General features: G+C 55.4%; 10 protein-coding genes and 1 other RNA gene. 2 read left to right on the top strand and 9 right to left on the bottom strand.

All coding sequences use genetic code 11. The features are described from left to right. Positions 1–48 precede the first annotated feature (48 nt). Complete coding sequence (locus LRM19_RS17030) at positions 49–414, top strand: DUF805 domain-containing protein (protein ID WP_023294635.1); 366 nt, start codon at positions 49–51, stop codon at positions 412–414. 41 nt (positions 415–455) lie between these two features. Here the strand turns inward: LRM19_RS17030 and yhaJ are convergent, their stop codons facing one another. Continuing rightward, complete coding sequence (yhaJ, locus tag LRM19_RS17025) at positions 456–1,358, bottom strand: DNA-binding transcriptional regulator YhaJ (RefSeq protein ID WP_008503135.1); 903 nt, start codon at positions 1,356–1,358, stop codon at positions 456–458. 104 nt (positions 1,359–1,462) lie between these two features. Between yhaJ and LRM19_RS17020 the strand changes: the two genes are divergently transcribed. Continuing rightward, positions 1,463–2,164 (top strand): pirin family protein, encoded by a 702-nt coding sequence (locus LRM19_RS17020; RefSeq protein ID WP_271369492.1) that lies wholly within the window; start codon positions 1,463–1,465, stop codon positions 2,162–2,164. Positions 2,165–2,253: 89 nt separating this feature from the next. Here LRM19_RS17020 and LRM19_RS17015 read toward each other — a convergent pair whose 3' ends face one another. The 8 genes from LRM19_RS17015 to garR all read right to left on the bottom strand — a co-directional run bounded on the left by LRM19_RS17015 (position 2,254) and on the right by garR (position 11,725). Next, positions 2,254–2,664, bottom strand: coding sequence for a Spy/CpxP family protein refolding chaperone (locus LRM19_RS17015; RefSeq protein WP_271369491.1), 411 nt, complete (start codon positions 2,662–2,664; stop codon positions 2,254–2,256). Positions 2,665–2,810: 146 nt separating this feature from the next. Further along, positions 2,811–5,105, bottom strand: coding sequence for a formate C-acetyltransferase (pflB, locus tag LRM19_RS17010; protein ID WP_271369490.1), 2,295 nt, complete (start codon positions 5,103–5,105; stop codon positions 2,811–2,813). Positions 5,106–5,120: 15 nt separating this feature from the next. Then, complete coding sequence (tdcD, locus tag LRM19_RS17005; protein ID WP_271369519.1) at positions 5,121–6,329, bottom strand: propionate kinase; 1,209 nt, start codon at positions 6,327–6,329, stop codon at positions 5,121–5,123. A 30-nt stretch (positions 6,330–6,359) separates the two neighbouring features. Continuing rightward, positions 6,360–7,691, bottom strand: a complete 1,332-nt coding sequence (gene tdcC / locus LRM19_RS17000; protein ID WP_127732383.1) for a threonine/serine transporter TdcC — start codon at positions 7,689–7,691, stop codon at positions 6,360–6,362. Positions 7,692–7,700: 9 nt separating this feature from the next. Beyond that, a complete protein-coding gene (gene tdcB / locus LRM19_RS16995) occupies positions 7,701–8,690 on the bottom strand; it encodes a bifunctional threonine ammonia-lyase/L-serine ammonia-lyase TdcB (protein ID WP_111965010.1) in 990 nt (329 codons plus the stop codon). Between the two features lie 100 nt (positions 8,691–8,790). Continuing rightward, on the bottom strand, positions 8,791–9,711 hold the full coding sequence (gene tdcA / locus LRM19_RS16990) for a transcriptional regulator TdcA (protein WP_008501504.1): 921 nt from the start codon (positions 9,709–9,711) through the stop codon (positions 8,791–8,793). Positions 9,712–10,398: 687 nt separating this feature from the next. Continuing rightward, an RNA gene (rnpB, locus tag LRM19_RS16985) (RNase P RNA component class A) lies at positions 10,399–10,775 on the bottom strand. Between the two features lie 59 nt (positions 10,776–10,834). Continuing rightward, on the bottom strand, positions 10,835–11,725 hold the full coding sequence (gene garR, locus LRM19_RS16980; protein ID WP_149367584.1) for a 2-hydroxy-3-oxopropionate reductase: 891 nt from the start codon (positions 11,723–11,725) through the stop codon (positions 10,835–10,837). Positions 11,726–11,727 lie beyond the last annotated feature (2 nt).

Genomic DNA, 11,727 nt, shown 5'->3' with positions numbered 1-11,727 from the left:
TTGATTGCTTAGAAAACAAGTGATTGACCGATTATTGAGGCAAGGAAAATGGACTGGTATCTGAAAGTACTGCGCAACTACATTGGATTTGGTGGCCGCGCCCGCCGCAAAGAGTACTGGATGTTCGTTCTGGTGAACTTCATCCTCATCATGGTGCTGGGTATTGTGGATAAAATTCTTGGCTGGGAGCGGGCTGGCGGTGAAGGCGTGCTGACCACCATTTATGGCCTGTTAGTCCTGCTGCCATCGTGGGCGGTACTGTTCCGTCGGCTGCACGATACCGATCGTTCGGCGTGGTGGTTATTGCTGCTGTTGATCCCGATCGTGGGCTGGATCGTGATTTTGATTTTCAACTGTCAGAGCGGAACACCGGGCGAAAACCGCTTTGGTCCCGATCCTAAGATCGGCGCGTAAATTACTGCCCGGTGGCGCTTACGCTTACCGGGCCTGTACGCTTATTTGTTGTGGTGCGCAAAGAGCTTTGGAATTTCTCGCAGGCACCACGATTTGGCTTCGCCCATGCTGTCGCGACGCCACGCCATAATGATATCCACTTCGCTGGTGTACTCCGGGCTCACAACCCGCAGTCGTCCTTCCGCAATATCTTTTTCCACAAACGGGTACGGCATCGTCGCCACGCCCAGACCGGCCAGCAGCGCCTGCCGTTTGTCCTCCAGCGAGGTCACCGTCAGACGAGGCTGTTTATCCAGCAGCTGCACCGTCAGCACCGGACGCTCGCGCGCGGTATCCGCGACCGCCACGCCGCGATACTTCACGCGCGTCACTTCAGAGAGCGGCTCGGGTTCCTGATGAATCGGATGGTTGGGGGCGGCAACGTAAACGTTCATCACGCTGTAGAGCTTGCGCGAGTTGATTTCCGACGATGAGCGGAAGTGCATGTCCGGCGCAATAACGATATCTGCCCTGCCCGTCTCCAGACGTTCCCACGCCCCTGCCAGCACCTCGGTGATGATGGACAGCTGCGTATTGGCCTTCGCCGCCAGGCGGTCCACCAGCGGGAACAGCGCTTCGGTCGGCACCAGCGCTTCGGTCACGAGCGTGAGATGGGTTTCCCAGCCGCGCGCCAGCGCTTCAGCGTCTGTCGTCAGCTTGTCCGCCGCTTCCAGCAGTACGCGGCCGCGCTCCAGCAGCATTCGGCCGACGTTGGTGAATTTTGTTCGATGACCGGAGCGGTCAAAAAGCACCACGTCCAGCTCTTCTTCCAGCTTCTGCATGGTGTAGCTCAGCGCAGACGGAACGCGCCCCAGTTCATCGGCTGCCGCCGCAAAACTGCCGCGCCGGTCAATCGCGTCCATGACGCGAAGCGCCTCAAGCGTCAATGCTCTCTCTTTAGCCATCTCGTTCTCATTCAGGAAATTTGAACATACCGGGCAGAATATCTGGCTAACAATGAAGCGTCCATACCTTTACCATTGTTTTAGTGTAAAGAGAGGTCAAGTTTATGATTACGACAAGAACAGCTAAACAGTGCGGACAAGCCGATTTCGGTTGGCTGCAGGCCCGCTACACCTTTTCCTTTGGACACTACTTTGACCCTAAACTCCTCGGTTACGCTTCACTGCGCGTGCTGAACCAGGAAGTGCTCGCCCCGGGCGCCTCCTTCCAGCCGCGTACGTACCCGAAAGTCGATATCCTGAACCTGATCCTGGAAGGCGAGGCAGAATACCGCGATAGCGAGGGCAATCATGTCCAGGCAAAGGCTGGCGAAGCGTTGTTAATTTCCACACAGCCGGGCATCAGCTACAGCGAACATAACCTCAGCAAAGACAAAACGCTGACCCGCATGCAGCTGTGGCTCGACGCCTGCCCTGAGCGGGAAAATCCGCTGGTCCAGAAGTTAGATTTAACGGGCGATAAGCAGCAGCTGATTGCATCGCCGGACGGCAGTACAGGTAGCCTGCAGCTGCGCCAGCAGGTGTGGCTGCATCATATCGAACTGAAGAAAGGTGAACAGGCGAGCTTCCAGCTTCACGGTCCGCGCGCCTATCTGCAGTCTATTCACGGTACGGTGCATGCGGTGACGCACGCGGAAGAGAAAGAAGCCCTCACCTGCGGCGACGGGGCGTTTATTCGTGATGAAGCGAATATCACGCTGGTGGCAGATACGCCGCTGCGCGCGCTGCTGATTGATTTGCCGGTTTAGAGAATGCCCTCACCTTAACCCTCTCCCAACGGGAGAGGGAACCGCTCGAGCCTCGGCAGAATTATCCGGCGCCGTACGCGACGACGAAATCACTCTGCCAGCGCGTTGGCCATATCAGTTCTAATCTGTTTACGCTGTTCCGGCGTTAATACCTGGCTGACGTCGAAGTAATATTTCACGCGGTAATAACGGGTCTGCTCTTCAATGTTGCTAAAGGCGGCAAGCTGGCTTTTGACCGTGCTTTCGTCCCATTTACCCGCCTGGAACATGTCGACCAGCGCGCCGTCCTTCACGCCCGTCATCGGGATCTTGCTGACATTTTGTTCCAGCTGCTTATGCAGCTCTTCAATCTTCTTAACCTGCTCATTGCTGAGCTTCAGGTGCTGTACCAGCGGATCCTGCGATGGAGACGGAGCAGCCTCAACGTTCGCGGCCTGTGCCGTAAAACTGCACACTGCCAGCGAGGCGGCGACCAGCGCAATACGGGTCATTTTCATCATCTTACTGTCCTTACATGCTGTGATAGGAAAAGCGGGCATTGTTTTTCAAGAGCGGATGAATATGTGTGAGTAATTATATAAACAATTTTGTATGTTTCGCGGGCAAAAACATGCCCCCTGGGTTGAGGGGGCATGAGCACTTAGATTTAGATTGACTGGGTAAACGTTCGCGAAATCACATCCTGCTGCTGCTCGCGCGTCAGGGCATTAAACCGCACCGCATAGCCCGAGACGCGGATGGTCAGGTTCGGGTAGTTCTCGGGATGCGCAATGGCATCGAGGAGCATCTCCCGGTTCATCACGTTAACGTTCAGGTGCTGCCCGCCCTCAATAGACGCTTCGTGATGGAAGTACCCGTCCAGCAGCCCCACCAGGTTGGTTTTGCGCACCAGCTCGTCCTTGCCCAGCGCCTGCGGCACGATAGAGAAGGTGTAGGAGATCCCGTCTTTGGCATAGGTGAACGGCAGCTTGGCGACCGACGTTAACGAGGCCACCGCCCCTTTCCTGTCGCGCCCGTGCATCGGGTTTGCGCCTGGGGCAAACGGCGTGCCGCCGCGGCGTCCGTCCGGCGTGTTCCCGGTCTTCTGGCCGTAAACCACGTTAGAAGTGATGGTCAGGATCGACTGGGTCGGCACCGCGTTGCGGTAGGTTGGCAGCGCCTGAATTTTCTTCATAAAGCGCTCCACCAGGTCGCAGGCAATGCTGTCCACACGGTCGTCATTGTTGCCGTACTGCGGATAGTCCCCTTCAATCACGAAATCGACCGCGAGGCCGGTATGGTCGCGCACCGGCTTCACCGTAGCGTATTTAATCGCCGACAGGGAATCCGCCGCCACCGACAGCCCGGCAATGCCGCAGGCCATGGTGCGATAGACATCCCGGTCGTGCAGCGCCATCAGCGAGGCTTCGTAGCTGTACTTATCGTGCATGTAGTGAATGAGATTCAGGGCGCTGATGTACTGCACCGCCAGCCAGTCCATAAAGTGATCGAGACTCGCCATCACGGTGTCGTAATCCAGCACGTCGTCCAGCAGCGGCTCGGTTTTTGGCCCGACCTGGATCTTCAGCTTTTCGTCCACCCCACCGTTGATTGCGTACAGCAGCGTTTTGGCAAGGTTGGCGCGCGCGCCAAAGAACTGCATCTGCTTGCCGATCACCATCGGGCTGACGCAGCAGGCAATGGCATAATCGTCGCTGTTGAAGTCCGCACGCATCAGATCGTCGTTCTCATACTGCAGAGAAGAGGTGACGATCGATACCTGCGCGGCGTATTTCTTAAACGCGATCGGCAGCTGTTCTGACCAGAGGATCGTCAGGTTCGGCTCCGGCGCAGGTCCCATGGTGTGCAGGGTATGCAGATAGCGGAAGCTGTTTTTGGTCACCAGCGTGCGTCCGTCCAGCCCCATGCCGCCGATCACTTCCGTCGCCCAGATCGGATCGCCGGAGAAGAGCGTGTCGAACTCCGGCGTGCGCAGGAAGCGCACCATGCGGATCTTCATGATGAAGTGGTCGATCAGCTCCTGCGCCTGCACCTCGCTCAGCCGCCCCGCCTGCATGTCGCGTTCGATGTAGATATCGAGGAACGAGGCCGTGCGCCCCAGCGACATCGCCCCGCCGTTCTGGGATTTCACCGCTGCCAGGTAGGCAAAATAGACCCACTGCACCGCTTCCTGAGCGCCCATAGCCGGGCGCGAGATATCAAAGCCATAGTTGGCCGCCATCTGCTGGATCTGCAGCAGCGCGCGCCTGTGCTCCGCCAGCTCTTCGCGCAGGCGGATCGTTGCCTCCAGATCTTCGCCGCGCTCCAGCCTGCCCTGCAGATCGGCAAACTGAAGTTCACGTTCGCGTACCAGATAGCTGATGCCGTAGAGCGCCACGCGGCGGTAATCACCGATGATGCGTCCGCGCCCGTAGCCGTCCGGCAACCCGGTCAGCACGCCGGATTTACGACAGCGCATCATCTCCGGGGAGTAGACGTCAAACACACCCTGGTTATGGGTTTTGCGCAGCTCGGTAAAGAGATATTCAAACTGCGGATCCATCTCCCGCCCGTAGGCCTCAAACGAGCTGCGGATCATGTTGATCCCGCCGTACGGATGCAGGGCGCGCTTGAGCGGCTTTTCGGTTTGCAGGCCGACGATCGTCTCCAGATCCTGGTCGATGTAGCCAGGCCCGTGGGCCGTAATGGTGGTGGCAATGTTGGTGTCGAAATCTACCGGGGCGTGGGTGGCATTCTCCTGGCGAATGCCGACCATTACCTTCTGCCACAGCGCCGTCGTTGCAGGCGTCGCCTGCGCGAGGAAAGCTTCATCGCCTTCATAAGGGGTGTAGTTATGCTGAATAAAATCGCGGACGTTGACGGCGTTTTTCCATTCTTCACCGCGAAACCCGGCCCATGCGTCGCTGTAGGGTGCGACGCCCGTATCGATTGTTACATTCATGTGATTCTCGCTTTATCAGGCGTAAGCCGCGGCCGGGGTAACCTTCCCAAGACGGAGGGCGTCCAGCGCGATCATTTTTTCTTCGTTGGTAGGGATAACCGCGCAGGCCACGCGGGACGATTCGGTGGAGATCACGCGCTCACCCGCGCTGCCCGGCAGGGCATTTTTAGCGTCGTCGAGGTTGATGCCGAAGACTTTCAGATGTTCCACCACCAGCGCGCGAATCAGCGTTGAGTTTTCGCCAATGCCGCCGGTAAAGACCACACCATCCAGGCGGTGCAGCGACGCCGCGTGCCCGGCGATATGTCGCGCAATGCGGTGAACAAAGGTATGGATAGCCAGCTGCGCCCGCTCATTGCCTTCGTGCCAGGCTTTCTCCAGCGCGCGTAAATCGGAGGAGATGCCGGAGATCCCAAGCAATCCCGACTCTTTATTGACCACGCGCTCCAGATCCTCTAACGACTGGCCGGTCTGCTGGGCAATCCACGCCATCGCACCGAAGTCCACGTCGCCGCAGCGCGTCCCCATTACCAGCCCTTCCAGCGGCGTCATCCCCATCGAGGTGTCGACGCTTTCGCCGTTGCGCACCGCGCAGATGGACGCCCCGTTGCCGAGATGGGCAATCACCAGGCCGCTGTCATCGGGGGACAGCCCGAGAAGCGTATGCGCCTGCGCGGCCACGTAGCGGTGAGAGGTGCCGTGGAAGCCGTAGCGGCGCACGCCCAGCGCTTCAAAATAACGATACGGCAATCCGTACAGATACGCCTGCGGCGGCAGCGTCTGGTGGAAGCTGGTATCAAATACCGCTACCTGCTGCACGCCCGGGAACAGATGTTGTGCAGCTTCCACGCCGCTCAGGTTGGCGTAGTTATGCAGCGGCGCCAGCGGTGAGACCTGGCGGATCTGCTCAATCACCTCTTCCGTGATCAGGGTCGACTCGCTGAAGAGATTGCCCCCGTGAGCAATGCGATGGCCAATTAAGGCCACGCTGCTCATCAGGTTACGCTTCTCCAGCTCCAGGGCGATGGCAGCCAGCGCCCCTTCGTAGTCCTGGTGAGCCAGTCTGGCCGGCTCACCCCCGTTCACGGAAATAAAGGCCTTCTCGGTGTTGATCCCTTCTGCGATGCCCGTCATCAGGGCATCGCAGCTGCTGGCGTCGAGCACCGAAAACTTAACAGAGGACGATCCGCAGTTAATAACCAGTACAACCGGAAACTCAATCATCATGTGACTCCGCTCTTCCTGAGCAATGGTTTAGAACAGTTTGTAAACGATATTCAGAATGGTCAGCAGGCCGACCGCGGTAACGAAGACGTTCTCGGTACGCCCTTTGTATTTAGCCAGCGCTGGTGCTTTGCGGATGGCATACATCGGCAGCAGGCACAGCAGAGAGGCGATGATTGGTGCACCCATGGCTTCAATAAGGTCGAGAATGTTCGGGTTGGCGTAGGCCACAACCCAGGTGGAGCCCATGATGAACACCATGCTGATGGTGTTCAGTTTGCCGACAGAGACTTTCTTCTTATCGCCCTTGTAGCCGAACTTGAGGATCAGGCCATTCAGCCCTTCCAGCGTGCCCAGGTAATGACCGAAGAAAGATTTGAAGATAGCAACCAGCGCGATGATGGAGGCACCGTATTCCAGCACCGTCGCGAACGTCGATTTTGTCCCGGACATTGACGCAAAGTGGTTCGCCAGGTAAGAGAGCACCGGAATGTTCTGCGCCTTGGCGTCCGCCATGTTCTGCGGAGAGAGCGTAAACAGGCAGCTAAAGGCGAAGAACATCACCACAGCCACCATCAGCAGGCTGGCGCGGCCGATGATTTTGGAACATTTCTGCTCGGTGAACTCTTTACCGAACTCCGGCTCGTACTCTTCGCGCTTGGAGACCACGAAAGAGGAGACGATAGGCGAGAAGTTGAAGGAGAAGACCATGATGGAGATACCCAGCCACACCGTGACCAGAATGCCGTCATGGCCGGTGAAGGCGATATCACTCAGGTTGACCTGGTCGATCACCGCGGAGTTCCAGTAAGGGATCAGCGACAGGGAAATCAGCACCAGGCTGGCAATAAACGGGAACACCAGGAAGCTCATTACCTTCACCATCAGGTCTTTACCAAACCAGATAACAAAGGCCATCAGCAGCAGCAGGAACAGCGCCACCACGCCGCGGTTCAGCGCAGGCAGCTGGAGCTGGTTTTCCCAGAAGGTCATAAAGGTGTTGGTAATGGTGACGCCGTAAATCCACAGTAGCGGGCAAATGGCGAAGAAGTAGAGGAACGTAATGACCACCCCACCCGTCTTACCAAAGTGCTCTTCCACCGTTTCGGTGATGTTGCCTGAGACGTTGCTGCCGGAAAGACACAAACGCGCCAGCGCGCGGTGGCAGTAAAACGCAATCGGGAACGCGAGAACCAGCATCAGCAGGATGGGGATTAATCCGCCAAAGCCCGCGCGGATGGGGAAGAACAGCACGCCTGCGCCAATGGCGGTACCAAACAGGCCAAGCGTCCAGGTGGTATCAGACTTACGCCAGGAGGACGTTTTTGTCTGGCCAACGATAATGCTTTCTGTGTTGCTCATAGGTCACCTTTATGCGTCAACGAAGCCGGTAATTTGGGAAACACGGGAGAGATCGATATTGCCGCCGGAAATAATGCAGACGGTTTTACGACCCTGAATATAGTGATCAAGCCTGCCGCTTAATAACGCGGCACAGGCCAGCGCGCCGGCACCTTCTGTCACCACTTTATTTCGCTGAATAAGCGCGATCATGCTGTCGCGAATGTTGTCTTCGCTCACCAGCACAATGTCATCGACCAGTTCACGAACGATCTCAAAGGTTAATTTCCCCGGGCGAGAGACATCGCAGCCGTCGGCTAACGTGCCGGTAACGCGATGGTTGGTTATTTCTCCGGCATGCCAGGAGGCAGCCATTCCGTGCACGTTTTCAGACTGTACGCCGATGATATTAATGGTGGGATTGATGGATTTAATTGCCGTTGCAATTCCGGCAATGAGTCCACCGCCGCCGATAGGCACAATGACGTTATCCACGTCATATAAATCTTCAAGAATTTCCAGACCGATGGTGCCCTGCCCGGCGATGACTTTTGCATCGTCGTAAGGGGGAATAAAAATACGCCCTTCCATCTCGACGATTTCGCTGACTTTGGCGATGGTGTCGTTGAAGTTCTCGCCGTGCAGCACGACTTCCGCCGAGTAGTCGCGCGTCGCGGCCACTTTAGACTTCGGCGCCCCCATCGGCATCACCACTTTGCCGTCGATGCCAAGCATGGCGCAGGAGAGAGACACCCCCTGCGCGTGGTTCCCCGCGGAGCAGGCGACAACGCCTTTACGTTTTTCAGCGTCGGTCAGCGAGCTTAATTTGTTAAACGCGCCGCGGATCTTAAACGAGCCGGTACGCTGCATGTTCTCGAACTTCAGGAATATTTCGCCCTTACAGCGCTCGCTGAGATAATTCGAGCGAGGCATACCGGTTTTATATATTTTTCCTGCCAGTCGTTTTCTGGCGTCCTGAATATCTTCAATGGTTACAGGGAGATCGTAGGTAATATGCATAATATCCTCGTTATAATAATTCATTCTTTTCAGGCAAAGTCAGGGTGTCAGCGCGTTAACACGTTAACGCGCTGGGTGTTTTAAAATAGATACTAATTATTCATCGTCGTCTTTCGATATTCATCGACGAATATTGTTTTGCCAGCTCAACTAATACTGACGCCGATTTTTTAATCCTGTAATTTTTAGACCACACGGCGGCATAACGCGCCACGGGTAATTCATCTTCCACGGGCAGCACAATAAACTGGTCGGAACCGAATGGCGCAATCATGTCGCGGGGAATCACCGTCAGATAATCGGCATTCAGGACAAGGTTATAAATGGTGACGACCGAATCGGTCTGGACGATGTTTTCGATGCTGATGTGGTTGTCTTGCAGGGTGGTCAGAAGTTCTTTGTAGTAGCCCATATCGGTTTGCGGCATCACCCACTGCTCGTGCGTGAGCGATGCCAGTGTCGTCGGGCCGGTGCACGTTCGCGTTTTACTGGCGACCAGCACAAATTCGGACTCAAACAGCGGTTCGACGTGCAGATCCTGTAGCAACATTTCATCGCTCAGGGTGCCGATAGCGAAATCCAGACGACCGTCGCGAATGGCCGGAAGGAAAGATGAGAGCTGGGCTTCATACATCGAGACGCGTGCTTTCGGGAACACTTCCTTGAATTTTTTGATCATCTCAGACAGGAAGGTAAAGCCGATCAGCGACGGGTAGCCAAAGGAGACGTCCATAACGGTGCTGAAGCTCAGGCTGTTAATTTCACTCACCATGTTTTTCATTTCGCGGGTGATCGACTCTGAGTACGAGAGCAGAACCTGGCCCGCGGCAGTGAGTTTTACGCCTGTGTTTTTACGCACCATCACTTCCACGCCGAAGTAGGACTCAATATCGCTGATGATTTTGCTGACCGCAGGTTGCGTCAGGCCCAGCTGTCTTGCTGCAGAACCTATGGAGCCACTTTTAATGACTTCCTGAAATACCACGAGGTGCTGTGTTTTCGGTAGAATAATAGTGTTCATAATATTCTGCGCTTATTTCCCTATGACGGGGTGAATTCTACTCAATAATCTTTAAAGGGGTATGTGCTGTTACTCACAATTTGCTTTCCCGGCCCTTTAACCCACAGACCAAAAACAAAATAAAATCGTTATATTTCATTAATATACAACGATATAAATATGCTACTACGCTGATATTGATCAACAAAAATAGCGGTAATAAATTAATTTTATGGCGATAACCCGGATAAATTTTACCGTCCGGAAAAAATCAATAAAGACGATATTTCAGGCAATTAAAGGCCAATAAATAACCGCTATTTGTTTGAAACATTCTTTCAATTTATCAAGTTTTTCTAACGCGAATTTTCAGGCTTGCGGAAAAGAGTGGAATGCGTCACATATTCACGGGAGAAATGTATTTAATTTCAATATATGCATATCAAACAAGAAAAATTTTGCGATCATTAAGATAACAATATTAACAAATTACCAATACTGTAAATCTTCTGTTTTTTAGCGTGAAATTTTGTGATGACGATCGTCAACAGATGCAGGAGCGATACTGAAGGAGCAAAAACAGTGAAATGTGCTTAATGTCGCAAATATGAGAATTGATGTCGTTTGTTCGGTTGCCGGGCGGCGCAGCGCTTACCCGACCAGCAACATTCAGAAAGCAAAAACCCCGCCGAAGCGGGGTTTTTTAAGAAGTGAAACTGACCGATAAGCCGGGTTCTGTCGTGGACAGTCATTCATCTAGGCCAGCAATCGCTCACTGGCTCAAGCAGCCTACCCGGGTTCAGTACGGGCCGTACCATGTGAACCCCTATTTGGCCTTGCTCCGGGTGGAGTTTACCGTGCCACGGACTGTTACCAGCCGCGCGGTGCGCTCTTACCGCACCCTTTCACCCTTACCTGATCCCGCTTGCGCGGGCCATCGGCGGTTTGCTCTCTGTTGCACTGGTCGTGGGTTTCCCCCCCAGGCGTTACCTGGCACCCTGCCCTATGGAGCCCGGACTTTCCTCCCCTCCGCCCGTCTCCCCCGAAAGGGACGACGACGAAGCGGCGACTGTCTGGTCAGCTTCGGCGCGCAGTATAGAGGGTTTGCACGCCGCTGTCACCCTCAGGTATGGGAAAGCCGTGATTAACGCGCCACTTCCACCTTCGCCAGTTTTTCGTAATAGCATGCAATCGCGCTGTGATCTGCCGTGCCCAGGCCATCGGCACGCAGCGCCTGCATCATCTCCATAACTGCTGCGGTCAGCGGCAGCTGTGCGCCCACGCCGTGTGACGTATCCAGCGCGTTCGCCAGATCTTTAATGTGCAGGTCGATGCGGAATCCCGGCTTGAAATTACGATCCATCACCATCGGCGCTTTGGCATCCAGTACGGTGCTGCCCGCCAGACCGCCGCGAATGGCCTGATAGACAAGGTCCGGATTGACGCCCGCTTTGGTTGCCAGCGTCAGTGCTTCAGACATGGCGGCAATGTTGAGTGCCACAATCACCTGGTTTGCCAGCTTGGTCACGTTACCCGCCCCAATCTCTCCGGTGTGTACCACGGAGCCCGCCATCGCTTTCATCAGGTCGTAGTATCTATCGAAAACGGCTTTATCACCGCCGACCATCACCGACAGCGTGCCGTCGATCGCTTTCGGCTCACCGCCGCTGACCGGCGCATCCAGCATATCGACACCCTTTGCCTTTAGCGCCTCGCTGATTTCACGGCTTGCAAGCGGTGCGATAGAGCTCATATCGATCAGCACCAGGCCAGGCTTCGCGCCGTCGATAATGCCGTTTTCACCCAGCGCAACCTCTTTGACATGCGGGGAGTTAGGCAGCATGGTGATGATGACATCGCACTGCTCGGCAATGGCTTTCGCGGTGGTGGCTGTTTCAGCGCCAGCCGCTATCACCTCTGCCACGGCCTGCGGATTGTGATCGGATACCACCAATGAGTAACCCGCTTTGATGAGGTTCTTACTCATTGGTTTACCCATGATGCCCAGGCCAATAAAACCCACTTTCAGCGTCATAA

Source organism: Enterobacter sp. PI-10, from assembly GCF_027947695.1.
GTDB classification, from domain to species: Bacteria; Pseudomonadota; Gammaproteobacteria; order Enterobacterales; family Enterobacteriaceae; genus Enterobacter; species Enterobacter vonholyi.
Note: the sequence above shows the minus strand (reverse complement) of the source record. Positions and strands in the feature narration are given on the sequence as shown.

Excerpts from the sequence above, each read along its gene's own strand:
- LRM19_RS17030 (WP_023294635.1), top strand. The coding sequence starts at position 49 with ATGGACTGGTATCTGAAAGTACTGCGCAACTACATTGGATTTGGTGGC.
- yhaJ (WP_008503135.1), bottom strand. The coding sequence starts at position 1,358 with ATGGCTAAAGAGAGAGCATTGACGCTTGAGGCGCTTCGCGTCATGGAC.
- LRM19_RS17020 (WP_271369492.1), top strand. The coding sequence starts at position 1,463 with ATGATTACGACAAGAACAGCTAAACAGTGCGGACAAGCCGATTTCGGT.
- LRM19_RS17015 (WP_271369491.1), bottom strand. The coding sequence starts at position 2,664 with ATGATGAAAATGACCCGTATTGCGCTGGTCGCCGCCTCGCTGGCAGTG.
- pflB (WP_271369490.1), bottom strand. The coding sequence starts at position 5,105 with ATGAATGTAACAATCGATACGGGCGTCGCACCCTACAGCGACGCATGG.
- tdcD (WP_271369519.1), bottom strand. The coding sequence starts at position 6,329 with ATGATTGAGTTTCCGGTTGTACTGGTTATTAACTGCGGATCGTCCTCT.
- tdcC (WP_127732383.1), bottom strand. The coding sequence starts at position 7,691 with ATGAGCAACACAGAAAGCATTATCGTTGGCCAGACAAAAACGTCCTCC.
- tdcB (WP_111965010.1), bottom strand. The coding sequence starts at position 8,690 with ATGCATATTACCTACGATCTCCCTGTAACCATTGAAGATATTCAGGAC.
- tdcA (WP_008501504.1), bottom strand. The coding sequence starts at position 9,711 with ATGAACACTATTATTCTACCGAAAACACAGCACCTCGTGGTATTTCAG.
- garR (WP_149367584.1), bottom strand. The coding sequence starts at position 11,725 with ATGACGCTGAAAGTGGGTTTTATTGGCCTGGGCATCATGGGTAAACCA.